Source organism: Streptomyces sp. NPDC101219 (genome assembly GCF_044767675.1).
GTDB lineage: Bacteria > Actinomycetota > Actinomycetes > Streptomycetales > Streptomycetaceae > Streptomyces.
On sequence record NZ_JBIWOK010000022.1, the window covers coordinates 44,503 to 68,714 of the forward strand.

12 protein-coding genes are annotated in these 24,212 nt (G+C 73.2%); 6 read left to right on the plus strand and 6 right to left on the minus strand.

Annotated features, from left to right (window positions below; genetic code table 11):
- Positions 1 to 1,067 (plus strand): Ig-like domain-containing protein (locus ACIRPP_RS30195; RefSeq protein ID WP_403649377.1); only part of this gene is annotated, 1,067 nt, incomplete at its 5' end.
- Between the two features lie 771 nt (positions 1,068 to 1,838).
- Here ACIRPP_RS30195 and ACIRPP_RS30200 read toward each other — a convergent pair.
- Positions 1,839 to 3,284, minus strand: a complete 1,446-nt coding sequence (locus ACIRPP_RS30200; RefSeq protein WP_403649381.1) for an MFS transporter — start codon at positions 3,282 to 3,284, stop codon at positions 1,839 to 1,841.
- Between the two features lie 336 nt (positions 3,285 to 3,620).
- On the opposite strand from ACIRPP_RS30200, the gene ACIRPP_RS30205 reads away from it, so the two are divergent.
- From ACIRPP_RS30205 to ACIRPP_RS30220, 4 genes are all read left to right on the plus strand, one after another.
- The gene (locus ACIRPP_RS30205; protein WP_403649384.1) at positions 3,621 to 5,387 is read left to right on the plus strand and encodes a fatty acyl-AMP ligase; all 1,767 of its coding nucleotides are present in this window, start codon (positions 3,621 to 3,623) and stop codon (positions 5,385 to 5,387) included.
- Positions 5,384 to 12,007 (plus strand): SDR family NAD(P)-dependent oxidoreductase, encoded by a 6,624-nt coding sequence (locus ACIRPP_RS30210; protein ID WP_403649387.1) that lies wholly within the window; start codon positions 5,384 to 5,386, stop codon positions 12,005 to 12,007. Before ACIRPP_RS30205 ends, ACIRPP_RS30210 begins: the two co-directional genes overlap by 4 nt.
- Positions 12,008 to 12,200: 193 nt before the next feature.
- Positions 12,201 to 13,238, plus strand: coding sequence for an alpha/beta hydrolase (locus ACIRPP_RS30215; RefSeq protein ID WP_403649390.1), 1,038 nt, complete (start codon positions 12,201 to 12,203; stop codon positions 13,236 to 13,238).
- A gap of 84 nt (positions 13,239 to 13,322) precedes the next feature.
- The gene (locus ACIRPP_RS30220) at positions 13,323 to 14,564 is read left to right on the plus strand and encodes a glycosyltransferase (RefSeq protein ID WP_403649393.1); all 1,242 of its coding nucleotides are present in this window, start codon (positions 13,323 to 13,325) and stop codon (positions 14,562 to 14,564) included.
- Positions 14,565 to 14,921: 357 nt separating this feature from the next.
- Here ACIRPP_RS30220 and ccrA read toward each other — a convergent pair whose 3' ends face one another.
- From ccrA to ACIRPP_RS30240, 4 genes are all read right to left on the minus strand, one after another.
- On the minus strand, positions 14,922 to 16,244 hold the full coding sequence (gene ccrA, locus ACIRPP_RS30225; RefSeq protein ID WP_403649396.1) for a crotonyl-CoA carboxylase/reductase: 1,323 nt from the start codon (positions 16,242 to 16,244) through the stop codon (positions 14,922 to 14,924).
- Positions 16,245 to 17,613: 1,369 nt separating this feature from the next.
- On the minus strand, positions 17,614 to 18,639 hold the full coding sequence (locus ACIRPP_RS30230) for an IPT/TIG domain-containing protein (RefSeq protein ID WP_403649399.1): 1,026 nt from the start codon (positions 18,637 to 18,639) through the stop codon (positions 17,614 to 17,616).
- Positions 18,640 to 18,970: 331 nt separating this feature from the next.
- Entirely contained in the window at positions 18,971 to 19,396 is a 426-nt protein-coding gene (locus ACIRPP_RS30235) for a hypothetical protein (protein WP_403649402.1), read from the minus strand.
- Between the two features lie 1,184 nt (positions 19,397 to 20,580).
- Positions 20,581 to 21,000 (minus strand): Ig-like domain-containing protein, encoded by a 420-nt coding sequence (locus tag ACIRPP_RS30240; protein WP_403649404.1) that lies wholly within the window; start codon positions 20,998 to 21,000, stop codon positions 20,581 to 20,583.
- A gap of 1,086 nt (positions 21,001 to 22,086) precedes the next feature.
- Here ACIRPP_RS30240 and ACIRPP_RS30245 point away from each other — a divergent pair.
- Positions 22,087 to 22,899, plus strand: coding sequence for an IPT/TIG domain-containing protein (locus tag ACIRPP_RS30245; RefSeq protein ID WP_403649408.1), 813 nt, complete (start codon positions 22,087 to 22,089; stop codon positions 22,897 to 22,899).
- 623 nt (positions 22,900 to 23,522) lie between these two features.
- Here the strand turns inward: ACIRPP_RS30245 and ACIRPP_RS30250 are convergent.
- Positions 23,523 to 23,966 carry a hypothetical protein gene (locus tag ACIRPP_RS30250; protein ID WP_403649411.1) on the minus strand — a complete coding sequence of 148 codons (444 nt, stop codon included), beginning with the start codon at positions 23,964 to 23,966 and terminating at the stop codon, positions 23,523 to 23,525.
- Positions 23,967 to 24,212: the final 246 nt, after the last annotated feature.

The following is a 24,212-nucleotide window of genomic DNA, read 5'->3' on the forward strand; positions in this document are numbered from 1 at the left end:
GCGTCACCTTCGACTTCGGTGACGGCACCAGCCCCGCCACCGCCACCCTGGCAGGCGGCACCGCCACCGTCACCCGCCCCTACACCAGCCGGACCCCCAGCCCCTACACCGTCACCGCCACCTACAGCGGCGACACCGACTTCACCGGCTCCAACGGCACCCGCCCGCACACCGTGGGCCGGGCCCTGACGACCACCACCGTCCTCTCCTCCCCCGACCCGTCGGTTCCGGGGCAGCCGGTCACCTTCACCGCGACCGTGGCACCCGCCGCCCCCGGCGCGGGCACCCCCACCGGCACCGTCACCTTCACCTTCGGTGACGGCACCAGCCCCGCCACCGCCACCCTGGCAGGCGGCACCGCGACCGTCACCCGCCCCTACACCAGCCGGACCGCCAGCCCCTACACCGTCACCGCCACCTACGAAGGGAGCACGGCATTCACCGGCTCCAGCGGGACGGACACCCACACCGTGGGCCGGGCCCCGACCACCACGACCGTGGCCACGGCCCCGAGTGCGTCGGTGGTCGGCCAGCCGGTCACCTTCACCGCCACCGTCGCCCCCGGCGCCCCGGCAGCGGGCACCCCCACCGGCACCGTCACCTTCACCTTCGGCGACGGCACCAGCCCCGCCACCGCCACCCTGGCAGGCGGCACCGCCACCGTCACCCGCCCCTACACCAGCCGGACCCCCAGCCCCTACACCGTCACCGCCACCTACAGCGGCGACACCGACTTCACCGGCTCCAACGGCACCCGCCCGCACACCGTGGGCCGGGCCCTGACGACCACCACCGTCCTCTCCTCCCCCGACCCGTCGGCTCCGGGGCAGCCGGTCACCTTCACCGCCACCGTCGCCCCCGCCGCCCCCGGCGCGGGCACCCCCACCGGCACCGTCACCTTCACCATCGGCCACCACTCCCCCGTCAGCTCACCGCTCGTCAACGGCCGCGCCACCCTCGTCAGCTCCCCGCTGAGCGTCGGCACCCACCCCGTCGTCGCCGCCTACCCCGGCAGCGCCGGCTTCGCCGGTTCCAGCGGCACCGACACGCACACCGTCCGGCCCTGACCGAACCTGCGGCAGCCCTGGAGGCCGCGAGAAGGGACGTCACACCCTCTCCCCCACTCCCCCGGGTGCTCCAAGCAGGGCAGCCGTGCCGGAAGGGGGCGGCAGCCGCCGGCCGGTGCGTATCCGGGCCGTGCTGCCTCCCTGCGTGCGCCGCCACGTCGCATGCAGCTTGGGCGCGCCGCGCCCGGGGCCGTGGACTCCTAGGTGGCCGAGGGGTGACGAACGGCCGGTCCTTGCCGGGATGCCGCGCTGAAAGGAGCTCTGCATTTCTCCTTTGTGCCTGTCATGGCCTGTCGTGGAGTGCCGGGTTGTGGGCTGTGTGCGGCGGGTGGGGAGTTTTCGGTGTCATCGAGTCGAGGGCCATGGTGAACAGCATCCAGGCTGTCGCCTCGCCGGGACGGCGGGCGGTGCAGCTTTGTTCTTCCGGGGCGGGCTGGTCGGTGGACGGCGGGCACTGGACCGGGAAAGCGGACAGGCTGGTTCTGGGGTGTGACTTCATTGTTCGCGAGCACCTGCCCTTTCGCGGACGGCGTGTCTTCACCGGCCGGATCCGGTGTGCCGTGTGCCGTGTGCCGGGCACCGACCATGCCATTCAGGTGTATTTCCTGATGCGGTGCGCGCCGGGGTGCGGACTGTGTGTCACTCGCTCGGTGCAGCCCGTGCCTTCCCCTTTTTTTTCGGGGTGTCGCCGGCATCGGGCCGGGCTCTTTTCCGCCGCGGCGCGGCGGCGGCCGGAAAGGTATTCCGCACCTTGCGGGGTGCGGGGGGGTGTCAGATGTGTTTGCGGGTGGGGGCCGGTGCGGGGCGGGAGGGCTGTGTGCCGTCCTGTGCGGGGTGTCGCAGGGCCCACACGGCGACCGGGGCGGCGGCCGCCACCAGTGCGGCGGCGATGTACAGCCCGCTCTGGTAGCCGGCGAGGAAGGCGGCTGCCGGGGGTGTGTGGGCGGCGAGTTGGGCGCGCTGCACGGAGGTGACGGCCGTGCCGACCAGGGCGATGCCGAACACGCCCGACAGTTCGCGGGTGGCGGAGAAGAGGCCGGAGGCGAAGCCGGACAGGTGGCCGGGCGATGCTTCCAGGGCCCGGGTGGTCAGCGGCAGGGCCAGGGCGGAGCCCACGCCGACGGCCGACAGTCCCGGCAGCAGGTGGACCAGGGTGGCGTGCCTGCTGCCCAGTGCGACCAGCAGCAGTCCTGCGGCCACCAGGGCCAGGCCTGCCGCCGCGACGCGGTGGTCGCCCCAGCGCCTGGTCGCGGGGCCCACGAACAGGGCGGTCAGCAGGAGTGCCGAGGCCACCGGGGTGAAGGCCAGGCCGGCGGTCGTGGGCTGAAGACGCAGTCCGTTCTGCAGGAACAAGGAGGTGTAGAAGTACACGCCGCTCACTCCCAGACCCCACAGCAGTTGGGTGATGAGCCCGCCGGTGAAGGCCTTCTTGCGGAACAGCGGCCGCACAGCGGTGTCGCGGTGGTTTGCGGCCGTCAGGCAGGTGACGGTCAGTCCGGTCACGGTGAGGCATCCGGCGATGATGAGGGGGGGTGTGGTGAAGCCGTGGGCCGGGCCTTCGATGAGGCAGTAGACGACGGCCGCGCAGGTGAGGCACGCCCACGCGATCAGGCGCAGGGGGACGGCGGCGAGTGCGGGTGCGCCGGCCGGCTTGCGTGGCGGGCGCCCGAGGGTCACGGCGGCGACGGCGAGGGCGGCCAGGCCGAGGGGGAGGTTGATCAGGAACAGCCACCGCCAGCCCGAGTACTGCGTCACCACGCCCGAGACCACGGGGCCGAGGGCCAGTGCGGAGGCGAGGATGGCCATCATGGCTCCGAAGCCTGCCGTGCGGGCCCGGGGCGGCAGGTCGTGGGAGAGGATGGCCAGTGAGGCGGGCAGGATGAGAGCGGCCCCGATGCCCTGCATGCCGCGGGAGGAGATCAGCATCGTCGCGGTGGCGGACAGGGCGCAGCACGCGGAGGACGCCGTGAAGGCTGCCAGTCCCGTCAGCAGGGTCCAGCGTCGGCCGCGTGTGTCCGCCAGGTGTCCGCCCAGGAGCAGGACGCCGGCGAGGGCGAGCGGGTAGACGGCTGCCACCCATTTCATTTCTGTTTCGTTGAGTGCGAGTTCTCTGCCCATTTCGGGGAGAGCGACATTCACGACGGTGCCGTCGAGGGCGGTGAGGAATGAGGAGAGGAGGACGGCTCCGGTCATGCCGATGATGCGGGTTCGCTTCATTGCCGCCACCGCGGGGGGCCGGTCCAGGCCGTGTGATGGCAGGTGTCCAGTGGCCTGATGGTGACACTCTCCCGTCATGTGCAGCAGGAAACGCGTCGTGCGTGTCCGGGCAACTTAGTGGTTGTGCAGCACAATCCGCGGGACTGGCTGTGCGGCGTGTCAGTGGAGACATACGACGGCTTCGTGCTTCGCTGTTCTCGCGCTGCAACGTCCCGGACCTTGATGACGTGCGGCGATATGCGCCGATCGCCCGTCCGTGGTTGACGCACCGGCGTGTCGAAGGCTCGTTGCGGTGGACCGGCTTCAATCCGTCATAGCGAAGGTCTGGTGACTCAAGTGCCATCATCATCGACGAACACACTCAGCCACCACCTCGCCCGCAATTGTGCTGCCACTCCCGGGAGCACTGCTTTCACTTTTGTTGATTACAGCCGGGACATCGACGGGGTCGTCACCGAACTGACCTGGAAGGCGCTGGAGAGCCGGGTCCGCACTGCTGCCGTCGGGCTGCGGCAGTCGGGTGCGGCGGGTGAGAGGGTCGCTGTCGTCGCCCCGCAGGGCCTGGACTACGTGGTCGGTTTCCTCGCGGCCGCGTGTGCCGGCGCTGTCGCGGTGCCGCTGTTTCCCCCGTCGTTGCCCGGGCACGAGCACAAGCTGGCGGCGGTGCTGCAGGATGCGGCGCCCCGGTTCGCGTTCACCACGGACGGGCAGCGTCGGTCCTTTGCGGAGTTCTGCGCCGGCCGCGGGACGGGGGCGGGCTGCCGCGTCGTCACCGAGCGGGAACTGCGCCAGGTGGCTGCGCAGTTCCCGCTGCCCGAGCTGCCCATGCCGCAGGCGGAGGATCTGGCGTATCTGCAGTACACGTCGGGGTCCACGCGTATCCCGACGGGTGTGGAGATCACGCACGCCAACGTGTGTGCCAATGCCCGTCAGGCGATGGAGGCCTACGACCTGCACGCGGGCCGCAACTGCACGGTGGGGTGGCTGCCTCTGTACCACGACATGGGGCTGGTGCTGGCGGTGGCGCTGCCCGTGGTGGGTCATCTTCCGTCCGTCCTGATGGACCCGCTGGCCTTCGTCCAGCAGCCGGTGCGCTGGCTGCGGCTGCTCAGCCGGCATGCCGGCGCTCTGACGGCGGCGCCGAACTTCGCCTACGACTACTGTGTCCGGCGCGTTCCGGCCGAGGAGCGGGGGCGGCTGTCGCTGGGGTCGGTCACCGCGATGGTCAATGGCAGCGAGCCCATCAAGCCGGGCACGCTCGAGCGGTTCCAGGAGGCCTTCGCCGGCGCCGGCATGATGCGGACCACCATGCGTCCCTCGTACGGGCTGGCGGAGGCGACCGTGTTCGTGTGTGCTTCTCCCGCGCAGGAGGAGCCGGTGGTCACCTGCTTCGACCGTGAGGAGCTCGGGCGGGGCCGGGCGCGGGTGGTGGAGAAGTCGGAGCAGCGGCAGGTGGCGGAACTCGTGGCCTGCGGCCGCCCGGTCGACCAGGAGATCGTCGTGGTCGACCCGGCGACCTGCCGGCCCCGGCCGGAGGGTCATGTGGGTGAGATCTGGCTGCGCGGCCCCAATGTGGGGGGCGGTTACTGGGGCCGGCCGGAGCACAGCGACGACGTCTTCCGGGCGGTGCTGCAGGAGGGCGGCACCAGTGGGGGGTGGCTGCGCACCGGTGACTTGGGGGTGTGTCACGACAAGCAGCTCTACGTCACCGGGCGTCTGAAGGACCTGGTGATCATCGACGGGACCAATCACTATCCGCATGACATCGAGGAGACGGTCGGTCAGGCGCATCCGGTCATCCGTGCCCATCATGTCGCGGCGTTCGCGGTGACGTCCGGCGACCAGGAGGTTCTGGTCGTCGTGGCGGAGCACAGCCGCGGCGCCGATACGGGTCCCGAGCTCGTCGAGGAGGTGACGCGGGCGGTCCGTGCGGCTCTCGCCACGGGGCACGGCGTGTCCGTGTACGACTTCGTTCTGGCGCCTCCGGACACCGTCCCGCACACCACCAGCGGCAAGGTGGCGCGCAGTGCGTGCCGTGAGCAGTACCTGGCGGGCAGGTGGGAGGCCGGTGCGCTCGGTCAGCAGAGGATGCTCGACGCATGACGGGGCACGCGGGCCGGCACGGTGAACCGGGCGAGGCGTCGGGCGCGGTGCCGGAGCGGGAGCCGGCCGAGGTGGTCGACCTGGCGGCAGTGGTGCGCCGGCTCGTCGTCGACACCTGCGGCATTCCGGCTGCCGATCTTGATGATGACCGGCCGTTGGCGGAGTACGGTCTGACGTCGCGGGATGCGGTGGCGTTGGCGGGGCGTCTGGAAGAGGTTCTGGGCAGGGCGCTGCCGGCCACCCTGCTGTGGGAACACCCCACGGTCGAACGGCTGGTGCAGGCGCTGGCCGCCGGCCGGCCGTCGGTGTCGGGGGCCGGCGACGACGTGCCCGGCCCGGCGCCGGATGCCGGCGCTGCGGCCGGTGACACCCGGGCGGTGGCCGTGATCGGCCTGGGGTGCCGCCTTCCGGGCGGTGTCGAGGGGCCCGGCGGTTTCTGGAAGCACCTGATCGCAGGCAGTGACCTTGTCGGTCAGGTCCCGGACCGGCGCTGGCGCGACTTCACCGCGACGGCGGCCGCGTCGCTGCTGGAGCGCACCACGCGCCGGGGGGCCTTCCTCGATGACATCGAGGCCTTCGACGCGGACTATTTCGGTATCACGCCGCGCGAGGCGGAGGTCATGGATCCTCAGCAGCGTCTGCTGCTGGAGGTGGGCTGTGAGGCGCTGGACCATGCCGGAGTGCCCGCCCCTGTTCTTCAGGGCAGCAACACCGGTGTCTTCGTCGGTCTCAGTTCTCTTGAGTACGGGCACCTGACCACCTCGGACCCGGCGCGGCTGACCCCGTGGACCAGCACCGGCGCCGCGGGAAGCATCACCGCGAACCGTCTGTCCTATCTGCTGGACCTGCGTGGTCCCAGCCTGACCATCGACACGGCCTGCTCCTCGTCCCTGGTGGCCGTGCATCAGGCCTGCCGGAGCCTGCGCAGCGGCGAGTGCGACGTGGCCCTCGCGGCGGGCGTGAACGTGCTGCTCTCCCCCACCGTCACTGCGTCCTTCGAGCAGGCCGGGGCGCTGGCCGCGGACGGGCGCTGCAAGCCGTTCGACGCGGCGGCCGACGGCATCACCCGGGGTGAGGGGTGCGGGGTCGTGGTCCTGAAACGGCTGGCCGACGCCCAGCGCGACGGTGACCGGATCCTGGCCGTCGTCCGGGGCAGCGCCGTCAACTCCGACGGCCGCTCGGCAGGTCTGATGGCCCCCAACCCGGCCGCCCAGGAGGCGCTGCTGCACAGCGCGCTGGCCGACGCCGGCGTGGAGGGCAGCGGGATCGACTATGTCGAGACGCACGGCACCGGCACCCTTCTGGGCGATCCCATGGAGGCGCAGTCCCTGGGGGCCGTGGTGGGGGGCGGCCGGCAGACCGGCCACCCGCTGCTGATCGGTTCGGTCAAGAGCAACCTCGGTCACCTGGAAGGCGCGGCGGGCATCACCGGCCTCATCAAGACGGTGCTCGCGCTGCACCACGGCCGGATTCCGGCGAGTCTTCATTTCCGCACCCCGAATCCGCACATCGACTTCTCCGGTCTGAACCTGCGTGTGGTCACCGCACCCACGGCGTGGCCGGCCGGGCCGGACAGACCCGCGCGGGCCGGGGTGTCGGCCTTCGGCTTCGGGGGCACCAACGCGCACGTCGTCGTCGAGCAGGCGCCCCGCGCCACCGCTGAACACGCAGGCGGTGCGGCCACCGCGCCGCACGTGCTCGTGGTGTCCGCCCGCTCCGCCGAACGCATCGGTGACGTCGCCACCAGCCTCGCCCGGTGGCTCGCGGACGACGAACAACCGGCGCTGGGTGAGGTCGCGCACACCCTCGCCCGGTACCGCAGGGGTGCGCACTGCGCTGCTGTCGTCGCCCGCAGCCGTCAGGATGCGGTCGGCCGGCTCGCCGCCCTGGCCCGTGGTGAAGAGGGCCCCGGCCTGGTCGGGGCGGACGCCGGGCCCCCGCCGGCGGGCGCCGGGCGGCGCGGGGCGGTCTTCGTCTTCTCCGGATACGGTTCCCAGTGGCACGGCATGGGACGCCGTCTGCTCGAGGACGATGCGGTGTTCGCTGCGGCCGTGGGCGAACTGGATCCGCTCTACGTCGCCCAGCTGGGCACCTCGCTGCGCCAGTTGCTCACCCGCTCCGAGCCCGTCACCGGTGTCCGCCACGCCCAGCCGCTGCTGTTCGGCATGCAGGTCGCCCTGGCCGCGACCCTGCGCGGCTACGGGCTGCGGCCGGCCGCCGTCATCGGCCACTCGATGGGAGAGGTCGGCGCCGCCGTGGTCGCCGGGGCCCTCGATGCCGCCGACGGGTTGCACGTCATGGTGCGCCGCTCGAGGGAGCTGTCCGCCGTGGACGCCGAGCAGGCGGGTGCGATGGCCGCTGTCGAACTGCCTCGCACGGAACGCGCCGACGTCCTGGGGCGTTTCGACGGTGTCGAGGTCGCCGTTCACTCCTCCCCCCGGCGGTGCACCGTGGCCGGCCCGGCCCGGGCGGTGCGGGGCCTGGTCGACGACCTGACCGCACAGGGCAGGTTCGCCAGGCTGCTGGACGTCGGCGGAGCCGGGCATTCATCAGCGGTCGAGCCCGTCCTGCCCCCGCTGCGCCAGGCGTTGGCCGGCATCCGGCCGCGGCCCGCGCAGATCCGCTGGTACAGCACCGTCCTGGACGACCCCCGGGCCGAGGTTTCGGCAGACGCCGAGTACTGGTGTGCCAATGCGCGCCGTGGTGTGCGTTTCGAGCAGGCGGTGACGGCCGCCGCGGACGACGGACACGCCGCGTTCGTGGAGGTGGCGCCCCATTCGATCGCCGGTGTTCCGCTGGCGGAGACCCTGCAGGAAGCGGGCTCGCCGCAGGCAGTGGTCGTGCCCGTGCTGCACAAGAACGAGGACGAAGCGGTCGCTCTGCGGGCGGCTGTGGTCCGTTGTCACCTGGCGGGCGTCAGCATCGATCAGGACCTGCTGTGGCCGAAGGCCGCGCGGTGCGCGCTGCCCAGCCCGCCCTGGCGGCATGAGCGCTACTGGTTCAGCCGGCGCGGCCCGGACGCGGCGACCGGTTCGCACCATCTGCTGGGGCTGCGCAGTGACGACCCGCGCACCGGGGCGGTGCTGTGGCAGACGGACGCCGGTACGGACGGCGGGCCGGCGCGCCGGCGGTTCCCGCATGACCGGCCGGTTCTGGATCTGCCCGCGGGGGTGGCCCTGATGGCGGCCGCGGTTCAGGAGGCGCGCGGCGGCGGGCTGGAGGAGGTGTGCCTGCGGGACGTGCGGGTGCACCACTGGCTGCCGTTGTCCCGCCGCACGCCGGTCACCGTGGTGTGGGAGCCGGCCGGGGCGGAGGTGAGGGTCAGTCTCCATTCCCGTGGTGGGGACGGCGGTTGGCTGCGGTGTGTGTCGGCGCGGGTGCCCGCGTCGGCGCAGGGCGCCGGCGAGCAGATGCCCCAGGTGCCGCCGTCCGCCGTGGTCAGCCGGTGGCGGCCGGCCGGCTCGGAGGCCGGCGCGCGGCAGCGGGTGCTGGAGGAACTGGTGGCCGCGGTGCTTCAGGCGCCGGCGGCCGCGGCCGGCGACGGGCTGCCCGCCCGGGGGGAAGGCGTGCCGGTGAGCGTGGACTGCCTGCGCCTTAAGGGTTTCACGGTGGAGGACGGCGACTACGACATCGCCTGCTTCCCCGGTGGCCGGGACCGCGAGAGCGGCGGCGGTGGCCGGCGCTGGGACGTCGTGGCCGGCGGCCGGGGGGTGGCAGCCGCGGCGCAGGGCGTGGAGGTGAGAGCCACCGAGCGGCATGAGGTGCCGCGGCCGGTGGAGGCGTTGGCCTACGACATCCAGTGGCACAAGTGTCCCGTGCCGCTGCCGCGTCCGCTGGAGCGTGTGCTGCTGCTCACCCATCCGTGCGCGGCCGGTGACAGCGACGTGGGCACGGGGGTGCGGGCGGCGTTCGAGGCGAAGGGCGTGGAGGTGAGCGGCGGGTCCTTGCGGCCGGCTGAGGTGCCTGCGGTGCTGGAGAGCTGGCAGGGCGCCGCGGCCGGCGCGGCCGGCGCGGCCGGCGCCGTGGTGCTGCTGCTGAACCGGGCGGAGTCCGGCGAGGACACCGCTGCGCTGAAGGCGGTCCTGCGCACCGTACGGCTGCTGGTCCTGGGCGCCGGTGACGGGCCCATGCCCCGGCTGTGGCTGGTCACCCGGGGGGCCCGGGCCACGTCACCGGCGGAGGCCGGTGAGCCTCAGCTGGCCTGTCTGCGCGGTCTGGTCCGGGTGCTCGCCCTGGAACAGCCGGCTCTGCGGGCCTGCCTGGTCGACCTCGACGACCATCCCGATGCGGCGGGTTTCCTCCTGCAGGAAGTGCTCGGTGACGGTGGCGACGACGAGGTCGCCTGGCGGGCCGGCAGCCGTCTCGTCGCCCGTCTGGGCCGGGCCGAGTGGACGGCCCAGCCGTATCCGACGCCCCTGGCCCGCCCGGACGGCTCCTACCTCGTCACCGGCGGTCTGACCGGCCTCGGCCTGGCGACGGCCTGCCGCCTGGCGGCGCAGGGCGCCGGACACCTGGTGCTCAACGGCCGCCGGCCCCCGGGCGAGCAGGCGCAGGCGGTGCTGGAACGGCTGCGTGCCGGCGGCACCCTGGTCACCGTGGTGCAAGGAGACATCGCCGAGCCGGAGGTGGCGGCCCGTATGGTGCGGGCCGCGTGCGCCGAGGGCCGCCTGCTGCGCGGTATCGCGCACTGCGCCGGAGTGCTGCACGACCGTCTGATCACCGACCTCGACGACGGCGACATCGACATCGTGCTGCGGCCCAAGGTCCTCGGCGCCCTGCGTCTTCAGCACGCCGCCGTGGGGCACGACCTCGACTGGTGGGTGACCTACAGCTCCGCCGCCGCGCTGCTGGGCTCGCCCGGGCAGGCCGTCTACGCGGCTGCCAACGCCTGGCTGGACGCCATCGCGCACCGCCGCCGCGCGCGGGGCCTGCCCGCCGTCTCCCCGGCGTGGGGCCCGTGGAGCGGGGTGGGGGCGGCACCGGCCGGCACCCCGTCCCTGGTCCTGGAGCCCCTCAGCACGCAGGAGGGACTGGATGCGCTGCAGACGCTGATCGCTCATCAGCTGCTGCACGTCGGCGTGCTGCACTTCGACGCCCAGCGCATCGTGGAGGCCTTCCCGGGCGTGGCGGACCTCGCCTACTTCGCGGACAGCCTGCGCGAGGCCACCGGTTTCACGGACGACTGGGCCGGTCCGGCGGCGATCGCCGGCCTGCAGGGCGATGCGGCGGACGCGGTGTATGCGCGTCTGGTCAAACGCACCGCGGCCATCATGGGTTTCCCAGCGGGTGAGCTGCGGGAGACGGTGGCGCTGACCGAACTGGGCCTGGACTCGCTGATGGCTGTGCGCATCCGCAACGCCGCCCGTCAGGACTTCGGCGTCGACCTGGCCGCGGACCTCATGCTGCGCGGCGCGACCCTGCGCCAGGTCGGCGATGCGGTCCTCGACCGGCTGGGGCTGAGCGGGCAGGGCACCTCGCCGGCGGGGGCCGGCACGGTCACCGCGCCGGCACCGCAGCGGCACGAGGCTCCTGGCCTGCCCCGCTCGATCCAGCCCCGGGATGCCGCTGAACGTCTGGTGGCGGGGGTCTGGGCCGATGTGCTGGGACGTCCGCCCGCCGACGTGCGGGCCGACTTCGCAGCCGACGGCGGCGACCTGCGGGCGGCGCAGGCGCTCGTGGAGGCGGTCCGGGAGCGTCTGGGCGGTGCACCGGTGGATCTCACCGCCCGGGCCGTGCTGCGCCATCGCCGACTCGATGCGATCGCCGAGCTGATCCGTCCGGCCGTCCAGCCCGCAGGCACGTCGGTCGTCAACGTGCTGCGCCCGCCCGCGGCCGGTGCCGCTCTGCCCCTGTTCGTCTTCCATCCCGCCGGCGGCCCCACGTCGGTCTACCTGCCGCTGACCCGGCTGCTGCCGGCCGGGCAGCCGGTGTACGGCCTGGAGCGGCTGGAGACGGCGAAGACGATGGAGGAGAAGGCCGCGCAGTACCTCGAACGCATCCGCGCGCTGCAGCCGGAGGGGCCCTACCGGCTGCTGGGCTGGTCCTTCGGCGGGTGCCTGGCCTACGAGACGGCCCGCCAGCTCACCGAGTGCGGCCAGAGCGTCGGCTTCGTGGGGCTCATCGACACCATCCTGCCGGCCGCGCTGGAGCGCATGGACTCCGCGCAGATGCTGCTCGAGCGGTTCGGCAGGTTCGCCGACTACATCGAGCAGACCTACGGGCACCGCCTCGATCTGCCCTACGAGGAACTCGCCGCCACCGACGACGATGAGCAGATCGATGTGGTGATGCGTCTGGTGGCCCGGGCAGGTCTGGACATGAGCCCCGGCATCATGGAGCATCAGCGCACCTCCTACATCGACGCCCGGGTCGGCGAGCGCTACGTCCCCCGCCCCTACGACGGCCCCGTGGTGCTCTACCGGGCGCAGCAGGCACAGGCTCTGACGACGGCGCTCGACCCGCGCTACCTGCGCTCGGAAGCCGATCTGGGCTGGGCGCCGTTGTGCGGGCGGCTCGAGGTCGTGCCGGTCGAAGGCGATCACCTCTCGCTCATCGACCCGCCGCACGTGGCCACCATCGCCGCGCATCTCGCGCGGGCTCTCAAGGAGGCGGACGGGTGAGGGCGGCGGCCGGGTGCCGGGCGGGGCACGGGCCCGGTCCGGCCGGGCACGCCCGCCTCGTGGGCCCGCCGCGGCGGGCGGGGCGGCTGCCGGTGCGGCCGGGGGCCGGGTGGCCCCTGCCCGGGCGCCGCCGGCGGGCCGGCCTGCCCCGACTGCCGTGTCCTGGGCCCTTTTTTTCCTCAAGGAGTCTTTCATGACCATGCCCCCCACTGCCTGCCCGCGCGGCGCGGTCGCCCGGCGCGGCAGGAGATGCCTCCTGGCCGTGATGGTGATGGTGCTGGTGCTGCTGGATGCCTCTGCCGCGGTTCCCGCCGGCGGTGCGCACGGCGCCGGCCGGGCCGGTGACGGCCCGGCGCGCATCACCTCGGTCCGGACGATCGACGCACGCACCCGGGACCTGACGGTCCATTCGCCGGCGGTGGGCACCTCCGTGCCGGTGCGGGTCATCCTTCCCCGGCGGTGGCACACGGACAAGAAGGCCACCTTCCCGGTGCTGTACATGCTGCACGGTGGCGATGACGACTACACGTCCTGGACCCGTGAGACGGACATCGAGCGCCTGGCCGAGACAGCCGATTTCCTGATCGTGATGCCGGACGGGGGGAAGGCCGGCTACTACAGCGACTGGCGCACGGGCACGCCCCGCTGGGAGACCTTCCACACCGGTGAACTCGTGCGGCTCATGGAGAGCACCTACCGGGCCAGTTCCTCCCGTGCGGTGATGGGTCTGTCCATGGGCGGGTTCGGCGCGCTGAACTACGCGGCGCGCCATCAGGGGATGTTCAGGTATGTGGCGGCCATGAGTTCCTATGTCGACCTCGACGACCCGGCGGTGCGTCTGAGTCTGGCCCTGGGCTCCGACCGGGACGGCATCGACATCAAGGACGTGTGGGGGGATCCGGTCACGGACCGCGCCAACTGGCAGGCCCACAATCCGGCCGCGATGGTGCGGGCCTTCCGCGGTACGCGCGTTCATCTGTCGGTCGGCAGCGGGACTCCCGGGCCCAGCGATCTGGGCCGGGACCTCGATGTCGTGGTCGTCAGCACGGTGGCGGAGGCGGCGCTGCCGAAATCGGTCAGGGCGTTCGCCTCGTCGCTGCGCAGGGCGGGCGTGGAGGTGACGAGCCATCACTACGATCCGGGGACGCATTCCTGGCCCTACTGGCAGCGTGAACTGCACCGTGTCTGGCCCACGGTGACGAAGGTGCTGGGGCAGCGCGGCCGCCGGTGACCTCCAAAAAAGGGGGGGCGCTGGTTCGCGGGGGGGGCGGGGCGGACGGGGTCCGCAGGGAAACACACAGGGAGACACAGGGGCATGGGCCGGACGGTGCTGATGTTCGCCGGGGGGTCCCGGGGCGATGTCCAGCCGTTTTTGTCCCTGGGCCGTCTGCTGGCCGGCCGGGGCGACACGGTGCGCCTGCTGGCCAGTACCCGCTACCGTGACCTGGTCACGGCGGCGGGTATGGACTTTCGGCCGCTGGCGGCCGACCCGGCCGGCATCGTCGCGTCGGCGGAGGGCCAGGAGCTGCTGGCCGGCCAGGGCAACCCGGTGTCGTTCATCCGGGGGATGCGCCGGGTGCTGCGGCCCAGGCTGCAGCAGGTGCTGGAGCAGACACGTGCTGCGGGGGAAGGCTGCGATGTGGTCCTGGCTCCCTCCTTCGGTTTCCTCGGCGTCCATCTGAGCCAGTACCTGCGCATCCCCCATGTGGTCGTGCACTTCCAGCCGAGCCAGCCCACCGGAGGGTTCCCGCACCCGTTCACGCCCGGCGCACGGTTTCTGGGGCCCTTGGGCAACCGTCTGAGCTATCACCTCGTCGATGCGGGAACGTGGCTGGCCGTCGGCGGCTGCGTCAACGCCTGGCGGCGGGAGAGCCTCGGGCTGCCCGCGCTGCCGGCGAGGGCTGTCCTGGCCGCGGCCCGGCGGGCCCCCGTGCTGTGTGCGTTCAGCCCCGCCGTGGTCCCGCCCCCGGCCGACTGGGGGCCCCGGGTGCACGTGACCGGCTTCTGGCACTACGAGCAGCCCTGGTTCGAACCGCCCCCGCGGCTGCGTTCGTTCCTGCAGGACGGTCCCGCGCCCGTGTATGTGGGGTTCGGCAGCATGAGCAGCGCCCGCTGTGAGGCGACGGACCAGCTCGTGCGGACGGCTCTGCGCCGTGCCCGGCTGCGCGGGGTGCTCGCCGGTGATCCCGCCACCAGCGAGGACGACATGCTGGTGGTCGACGACGTCCCCCATGACTGGCTGTTCCCGCGGATGGCGGCGGTGGTCCACCACGGAGGTGCGGGCACCACGGCCTCGGCCCTGCGGGCCGGGGTGCCGTCCCTGGTGTGTCCGTTCTTCGGTGACCAGATCTTCTGGGCCGGGCGCGTGCACCGTCTGGGGGCGGGCCCGGCTCCCCTGCCCGCAGCCCAGCTCACCGTCGCCGGCCTCACGGCCCGCCTGACGGCACTCACCGCCAGTTCCGGCACCGCTCAGACGGCCCGCCGGCTCGGCGCCGTCCTGCGGGCGGAGAACGGCGCCGCCCGGGCCTGCCGCCTCCTGGACGAAGTCACCGGATGACGTTGCGCCGGGCGGGCCGGGCGACGTCATCCTCGCCCCCGTGCCGGGGAGGGGGGCTTCCCTTCTGCACCCGGCCGCCCGCGGGCCGGCGGCCGGGGCGCCAGCGGCGGACGGCGGCCGGGGCACGGGCGGCGGACGGCGGGACGGGACGGGACGGGCCGGGGCGGGGCGGGGCGGGGCGGGGCGGGCCGCGCAACGTCACCCTCGCCCCCCGGTGCCGGGGAGGGGGGCTTCCCTTCTGCACCCGGCCGCCCGCGGGCCGGCGGGCGGCGGGCGGGCGGGCGGCGGGACACTGGCCGGTGACGGCCCGCCGGGCGCCGCGCGAGGGGGGGTGGCGAAAAGGGGCGGGGCCCTCACTCACTCGCGGAAGGCCGTCAGGCGCTGTTCACCGATGCGCTCGCGGGCCTGCGGGTCGCTCACGCCCAGACCGGGGCGGGGCGCCAGGCACAGCACCCCCACCTTGCCGATGTGCTGGTTGGTCTGGACGCTGCGGGCCGCCGCGCCCACGTCGTCGAGGGTGTAGGTCTTCGACAGGGCCGGCACCAGGTGCCCCCGTGCGAAGAGCCGGTTGGCCTCGCACTGCTCGTGCAGGTTGGCGCCGTGGCTTCCGATGATCCGCTTCAGGCGCATCCACAGATAGCGGTTGTCGTAGACGTGCTCGTAGCCGGTGCTGGACCCGCAGGTGATGACGGTGCCGCCCCGGCGCGCCAGGAAGACGGACGCCGCGAACGTCTTCCGGCCGACGTGCTCGAACACGATGTGGGGGTCCTCCCCCACCAGGGCCCGGATCTTCTTGCCCATCTTCTTCCAGCCGTCGGGGCGCTCCAGGAGCGTGGGGTCACCGTCCTGCAGCGTTTCGCGGTTGATGACGGCCTTACAGCCCAGGGAGGTGAGCACGTCGGCTTTGGCCTGGGAGTTGACCACGCCGACGGGGATCCCGCCGCCGTTGAGGACGAGTTGGACGGCGTAGGAGCCCAGGCCGCCGGTCGCCCCCCAGATGAGCACGATGTCGCCCTGCTTCATGCGGGCGCCGCGTTCGCTGACCAGCATGCGGTATGCGGTGCTGGCGCACAGGGGGTTGGCGGCTGCCTCTTCCCAGGTCAGGGCCGCCGGTTTGGGCATCAGCTGGCTGGCGCGCACCACCGCGTAGTGGGCCAGCCCGCCGAAGTTGGTCTCGAAGCCCCAGGCCTTCTGTCCTTCGCCGAGCATGCCGTCGCGGTGGGTGTCGGGGTCCTGTTCGTCGACGTAGGCGGGAGAGACGACGATGTGGTCGCCCACCTTCCAGTTGCGTACCGAGGAGCCGGTGCGGACGATGACGCCGGAGGCGTCGGAGCCGACGATGTGGTAGGGCAGGTCGTGGCGTGCCTGCCAGCCGCCTGCCTTCGCCATCTGTTTCAGGAACTGGAAGGTCGGCAACGGCTCGAACATGGCCGTCCACACGGTGTTGTAGTTGATGGCGCTCGCCATCACCGCGATCAGCGCTTCGTCGGGTGCCAGTTCCGGCATCGGCACCTGGTCGACGAGCAGGGACTTGCGCACGTCCTTGTCCGCCACGTCGCGGAACATGTGCTGGTCGGCTTCCCGCACGACGGCCGCGGGGAAGGCGTCCGGCACGGCAAGGGAGGCCAGGGCGGCGCCGTCGGCACCGGCGATGACCGCTTCGGACAGGGCAGAGGACATCGAGACTCCTTGGTGTGTGCGCCGGCCACGGCCCGGGGCGGCCCGGCCGGTGACCGGCCTGTGGCACGGCGGCCGGACGGCCGTGGTCCGTCACGTCCGCCCGGCGCGGATGTGGCAGCCGCCCGGCCGCGTCCCCCCCTTGTGCCTTCTGGTGCGGTCAGGCATGCCGTCGAGTCAACAGGGCTTTCGCCGCGCCGACGAGCCGGGACAGGCATCCGGCCCGCCGAGCGGGTGACGCCATGCGCCACCGGGCTGAACCCTCGCGCGGGGGTGCCGGCGTCTGCCGGGCCGGCGCGCGGGGCCGGCACGCGGGGCCGGCACGCGGGGCCGGCACACCTGGGCGGCACGTTGGGCAGGCGCGTGGGGGCCGGCGCGTTGAGCGGCCCGCGTTGGGACCGGCGCATGGGGCGACGCGTGGGGGCAGGCCCGCGTGGGGGCCGGCACGTTGGTGCGGCACGTTGGTGCGGCACGTTGGGCAGGCGCTCGTGGGGGCGGCACGTTGGGCAGGTGCGTAGGCCGGCGCGTCGGGGCGGCACGTTGGGCCGGCGCGTAGGGGCGGCGCCTGGACGGCGCGTGGGCCGGCGCGCCTGGGCGCCTCCTCAGGGGGCCGGGTGGAGGGGGCGGCCCGGGACGAACAGGGCCGGCACGCCACGCCGGGGGCGGGAGACGAGGACCGTGAGGGACACCGGCGGCGCGGCCATCGCCTGGTGGGACCGCACAATCCGGTGCGCAGGGGCGGCCGGCGCGGGAACAGGCCCGGCGCGCAGAGGGGCGGGCCGGGGCGGAGCACTGCGGCCGGTGCTGTCCCCCGGGGTGCTGCTTTCCCGGCCCGACCGGCCCGCCCGGTGGGCCCGTGCCAAGCTCTTGCCGTACTCGGGCCGTTGCGGTGTGGCCGGGCCGGGGGGCGAGGGCGTGTGGGTTGCTCCCACGGGTGGCCCCTTCACCGCCGGATGGGACCGGGCAGGCGTAATGCCACAGCCGCCGGGGCCTGTGCCTCGACACCCGTCGTGACCGGCCGGCCGTGCCGGAACGTTGACGCACCTTCGGCGGTGCCATGCCGTCGAGCCGGTCACCGGACGGGGCCGGACGGGGGGCGGGTGGGGGGTGCGCTGTCCCCGTCAGTGTCTCGCTGCGAGGTCCGCCGGGGATGCCGGGCGGGCGGTGCGTCCGCGCATCCCCTCCATGCCCCTGTACACCGGGGGCCGGGGGCTGTCCTTCGGCTGCCGCAGCAGCCGGTCAGGGGCCCGGGGGGAAGCGTGCCGGGTGGGCGCGGCCCCGCTCTCCCCCCTCCCCCCCCCGGGGGGGGCGGGGCAGCCGGTCCCGTCCCGGGGGGCTTCCCCTCGGGGCCGCCAGGCACGGCGGCGGTGCGTCAGACCGAGGGGGCGGGCAGGCGGGTGTAGGTGCGGCCGTCGCTGGTTCCCCCGGGGGTGGTGACCGTCACCGTGGTCGGCCCGGCGGGGCCGGCCGGAGCGATCGCGGCGATCTGCGTGTCCGAGACGGTCGTGAAACTCACCGGCGTGCCGTCGAAGGCGACCGCCGACGCGGCGGCCAGTCCGCTTCCGGTCAGTGTGATCACCGTACCGGCGGACGTGGGGCCGTGAGCGGGTTCCAGGCCGGTCAGCAGCGGAGCGGGGACATAGGCGAACGCCGAGGCGTTGCTCGTCCCGCCCGGTGTGGACACGGTCACCGGCACCACGCCCGCCGGCCCCGGCGGCGCGACGGCCGTGATCCGGGTGGCGGAGTGGACCGTGAAGGACGGCGCGCCGGTGGTGGCGAACCGTACGGCGTCGGCATTGAGCAGACTGCTGCCCGTCAGGGTCACGGCCGTGCCGCCGCCGGTGGGTCCGGCGGGCGGGCTGATGCCCTCCAGGAGGGGAGGAGCGGCGTAGAAGAAGTACGCCCCGCCGGTGGCGGTGCTGCTGCCCGCGGGGGTGGTGACCGTCACCGCGGCCGCACCCGGTACCCCGGCCGGGGTCACCGCGGTGAGGGTGGTGGACGAATGGACGGTGAACGAGGCCGCCGGGGCTCCGGCGAAACGGACCGCGGTGGCGCCGGTGAAACCGGTGCCCGTGACCGTGACAGCAGTCCCGCCCGGCGCCGGGCCCGCCGCGGGTGTGACCGTCGACACCACGGGCAGCGCGGCGGCGGTGTAGGTGAAAGGCACCGGGTTGCTGGTGCCGCTCGGGCCGGTGACCGTCACCTGCACGGTGCCGGCACTGCCGGGCGGAACCACCGCCGTCAGCTGCGTCGCGGAATGGACGACGTGGGAGACCGCGGGCGTGCTGCCGAAACGCACCACAGTGGTGCCGATCAGGCCGCCGCCGGTGAGGGTGAGGGAGAAGCCACCGGTCGTGGGACCTTGTGACGGACTGACCGTGCTGAGGACGGGCGGCATGAGGACTCCTGTGACTGCTGAGCGGTGCCGGCCCCCGTCAGTCGCCAACACCGTCCGGAGTGCGGGCTGTTGTCAAAGGGGCCGGCCGGATGGGCACGGGGCGAACGCCCGCACCCGCGCGGCCGGAACAGGGGGGAGGGCGAGAGGCACGCCGGCCCTCCACCCGGCCGGGCCCGGGCCCAGGGGGGACCGGACACGCCGGGCCGCCACCGCCGGACCCCGGACAGCCGGAACCGAAACGGTGCCGGAGCGGTGCCGGGGGTAGTGCCGGGGGTGGTGCCGGGTGGTGCCGGGTGGTGCCGGGGGTGGTGCCGGGGGTGGTGCCGGGCGGTTAGATGCCCGGGGCGGTCACGCAGGTGAAGGCGTCCTGCACCGTCGCGGTGCCGGCCGGATCGGTGACCGCCACTCCCCCCGCGCCGGCGGCGCCGGGCGGGTCCACCACCGACAGGGCGGCGGACCCGGCCACCGCACACGGCGCCGGAGCACCCCCGCAGACGCGGCGGCCGGTGCCGGCCCCGTTCGCGCCGGTGAGCAGGAACAACGGCACCGCAGTGCTGACGCCTCGGGGGGCGGTCACCGTCACCTCGACGGCCCCGGCTCCCGGGGGAGCAACCGCGCCCGGACCGGTCACCAGAACCCGGCGAAGGACGGCCGCAGACGTGCCGGCGAACCGCACCGCCGTGGTGTCGGCCAGGTTCGCTGCGGTCAGGGTCACGGCGGTGGTGCCGGTCGGCCCTCGGCCGGAGGACATGGGCATGCTGACGCTCCTCAACAAAGAGGGAAAACAGGGCTCCTGGCTGAAGCGAAACGCCCCGACGACACCCCCACCGCAAGGAGAGGGGTGTTGCAGGCAGAAGCGGCAGTCCTCGTTCACCGGAGCAGACTCCGACGCGGTGCGGGTCCGCCGCCGGACAGGGCAGAAACGCCGGGAAAGGCCGGCACAACCGCCGGTGCCGCTGTGTCCGGTCCGGGATGGGCAGCCCGCCGGTTCGCTCCCCCAAGTGACCCACGCCGCCCGCACCCCCGACAAGAGCCGCACCAGCAGTACACCCGAAAGGGTGACCCCCCTGGGGGGGGGGCGACTTCCGAAGAAACGTGAGCCCCCGGCACACCCGGCATGCCCCCGGCCGCGCCCCGGCACGCCACCACTCCACACCCCAGACCCCCCGGAGGGGCCGCCGCCCCGGGGACGGCCGGGGACCCTCCCGGGGACCCGCCCCGGGACCCTCCCGGGGACCCGCCCGGGGGGCGGCCGGGGACCCGCCCGGGGGGGGCCGGGGACCGCCCGGGGACCCGCCCGGGGACCGCCCGGGGACCCGCCCGGGGGGCGGCCGGGGGGCGGCCGAGGGCCGGCCGGGGGGCCGGGGGGGCCGGGGGGCGGCCTGCCGCACGCGGCACGCCCGCACCGGTGGGACACCCCCTCCCCCGCCCGAGCAGATCAGGCGGCTCAGGGAGCGGGTCCGGTGCCGTGTACCGCAAGGCGGAGGAGGGCGGCAGGGCGGAGTCCTGCCAACCGACGACAACGCGGCCAGGCGCGCGCGGTGCCGGGCCCGCGGGCCCGGCCTGATCCAAACCACAGGCCCCGGAGGTGGTGTCCGGACAGGGTGGTGACGCGGCTGGCCGGTGGGTGGCCGCCGATGCCGGAGCGGGGGTCGGCGGTGGTTGTACCAGTCCAGCCAGTCGGGCCGGCCCGGCCCGGGCGGGACACCCCGCCACCGGGCGGCGCGGAGAGACCACGGGTGGATCTCCCTCGGCCCGGTCGCCGTGGACCACGTCGAGAAGGTGCGCCTCAACGCCCGCGCTCCCCGGGCCACCCGCCCGCCGCCGCGGCCAGGCACCGCCCCCCCCAACACCACACGCCCGCCGTGCGGGCCGGCCGCGCCACGGGTGCTGCCGGCCCCGCACGCCCGGCAGCACCCCCCCGGGGAGAGTGAGGCGGTGTCAGCCGTTGTTGAAGCTGTCGTTGATGTTGATGCTGATCAGTCCGCCGCAGGACAGCAGGCACAGCCCCCCAGGCGCAGCCGGCACGGCCGTCACCTCGACGGAGGTGACGGCGTGCGAGGCATCGCACTCGGCGTTGCCGTTGTAGACGGCCGTGACGGTGTGAGAGCCGGCGGAGGCGAACGAAGCCGTGAAGGCGGCCTGGCCGCCGGCCGAGACATCCACCGTCTCCAGCAGCTCACCGCCGTCGAAGAACGTCACCCCCAGACCGCCGGACGGGTCCGACGCACACGACACCGTCGCCGTCAGCTGCACCGGCTCGCCGACCTGAGCGGACGACGGAACGGCCGCCACCGTGGTGAGCGATGCCGCGGCCGCCGCCGGCGACGCCCAGCTCAGCACAGCCGTCAACGCGGTCACAGAGACCAGCATCATCCTGCCCCGGCCATGTCTTCCTCGTACCATGTTCGCTCCCTTAGAAGACCCCGCCCAGCACACGCTGAGCGGCCCGCTGCGAGCGGTGCCCACGGGCTGTCCGGTGACAAGCCCCTGCCGGCGAAAGGCACCGCCCGGCCGCCCCTCTCGAAGAACTCGGCACCCGGGACGTGCGGCACACCACCCCTGCTGCCCGGGGCCGTGCAAGAGCCGGCACGCGCCATTCAATGACACCCCGGAGACGACCGCGACCCGACACCCCCACACCCCGGCCCCGACACCACCCCCACACCCCGGCCCCCACACCACCCCCACACCCCGGCCCCGGCCCCCGCCACGCCCCCCCCCGGCCCCCTCGGCGACTTCCCGCCTGCACACCACCACCGGCACACCACCAGGAAAGGGAAGAGAGACAGACACCAAAAAAAGGGGGGGCCGGGGCGGAGAAAAAAAAGGGGGGGTGAAAGAAAAGAACGGCACCGCACCCCCTCCCACCGGCGCGGACGAACCCCCGCCCCACCAGAGGGCAGTTGCGCGGAACAGCCCTCATCGGACCACGGAAAAAACACACCCCCGGCCGGCCGGGACCCACACGCCGCACCCCCACCCGGAAAACCGCACCAGGAGCCAGAAACAGCGCACCCGCCACCACCGCCTTCACCTCATCGGGTGATAACAGCCGGAAAGGTCTTGTCCCTTTGGCGGACACAGCCGTTCAATGATAGAGACCGGCAGGCAGCCCATCCAGCCCGGTAGTCCGACATCCTGGATACTCACCGGCCTGTCTCCGCCAAACCCCCCATCTTCTCGGACCGTTTGGCGCTGCTGCACCGCCCGCACCGCACACACGGCAGGCCCCACAACCGCCGCCCTGTGCAACATCTCCACCCGCCCCCCAGGGGCCGCCGCGCACCCAGAACACCACGGCACCCGCCCGCGGGCCCCGCCCTGCACCCGCCACGGGCCCAGGACCCCATCACCGGCACCCGCCGCACCCGTTCCCGCGCACACCGCACCAGGACGGCACCACCCACACCCACACCCCCCGCTTCCACTCACGAGGAGAACCCCATGTCCGTGAACCTCCTGCCCGGCCTGCCCACCGTCCTGTCACAGCCCAGCCTCCTGGCCGCAGTCCCCGGCTTCGGCCCCACCACCGGAGGGAACACCGTCCTGATCATCGGCGCCAACCTCACCGGCGCCACCTCCGTCACCTTCGGCGGCAACCCGGCAACCATCGTCTCCCAGGACCCGTTCGGATTCCTCATCACCGTCGTCGCCCCCGCAGGCAGCCCCGGCAACGTCCCCGTCGTCGTCACCACCCCCGCCGGCGCCAGCACCCCCGCCAACTACACCTACCTCGCCCTGCCCGCCCCCACACCGACCGTCATCGGCATCACCCCCCCAAGCGGACCCGCCGCCGGAGGCACCCCCTTCACCATCGTGGGAGCCAACCTCACCGGAGCCACCGTCACCATCGGCAACACCCCCGCCACCAACGTCCAAGTCATCGGCGGCATCCTCCTGACCGGCACCACCCCGCCCGGAACCCCCGGCAACGCCACCGTCCAGGTCACCACCCCCCACGGCACCGCCAACGTCCCCGGCGGCTTCACCTACCTCGCACCCCCCACACCCACCGCCACCTCCCTCACCCCCGCCACCGGACCCGCCACCGGAGGCACCCCCTTCGTCATCACCGGCACCAACCTCACCGCAGCCACCGTCACCATCGGCGGCAACCCCGCCACCAACATCACCGTCAACGCCACCGGAACCGTCCTCGTCGGCCTCACCCCCGCCGGAACCGCCGGCACCGCCGACGTCACCATCACCACCCCCGCCGGCAGCACCAACGTCACCGGCGGATACACCTACTCCTGACCCACCCACAAAAAAAAAGGGGGGGCCGGCCACCACACCCCGACCAGCCCCCCACCCCACACCGGCCTTCACCCCCACCACACCCCCCGGAGGGGGTGAAGGCCACCCCCACACCCCACCCCACCCCGCCCACACCCCCCAACGCGCCCCCACCACGCGCTCCCCCGAACGAACGGCATCCCCCCACAAACCCTTGCCGCATATGCCCGCCCTCTGCCTTACTGAACACATCCAACCAACGGGCAGCCCGCCCCCTTTTTTTCCCCTTTCAAGGAGCGCGGAACCCACGGTGTGCGGAACTCCAGCGGGTAGGAAACCCACACACCCACCGCGATGGGCAACCTTGAAACACACGAAAAAAAGAGGGGGTTGGATCCATCAGCCGGTGCCACCCCACGGCACCGGCTGACTGGCCCCCACCACCCACACACAACCCCCGGACCACCCACCCCGATACTCGGGAACATACGCCGAAGACAACATTGCTCCGGGAAGCACTCGGAACGGGATCGCACCCCCGCGTTACCAGGTGGCAGTGCGTTCATACACGTACTGCCGGGAGAACGCCCGACCAGGAACTCCGTTCGATCCGCACGTTCCGAGACCGGTTGCGATGCGGCTTCTCAGGCAGGCCACATCTGGACGACCCATACCTCAAGGGGATCCTCGTGCGGTCCTTCGGGAGGAAAGGGATCGAGTGCTAGCGAAGCCTCAACGTGATCTCGTCCTCGGCAGAGCAAACGCAGGTGATAACGCCCCGGCCGCAGCGGGATTTCGCCGTAGCAGACGCCACCCAAGTCGACCACGGCGAGATGATCTGCCATCGGAGAACGGAAAGCCCGTTCGTACTCCCAAGAGCCTGATGGGTGAGACGCGGGACCGTCCCACACCTCCAAACGCACCAAAGGGTAGAAATCGTTGTCGCTGGAGGTGAGGCTCCAGCCCTCCCCGGGGATCTGAACAATCTCGTCCTCCGCCGGCGCTTGCTCGAAGAGGATGGGACCGATCTGGATGGTCCTGTAGTACACGCGCGGACGGACATCAACAGCGTTGATCAGAACGGACACTTGCTCTCCTCACCATCGAGCGAAGGGCTCGTCAGACTAGCTCCGGCCTGACTGCAAGCCCCACCCCCAACCCATCGAACAGCGACTGCAATTGGGCACTCACCCTGCCTTCATACGCGTACCACCGCCGTCCGATCGACGAGCACTCGCGGTCCGACGGGTTGCGTTGACCACTTGGACCCGCACCGATGAGAAGGCGCAAGCGTCCTGCGACCATCCGCGCGGTCCGGCCAGGGACCCAGGGGC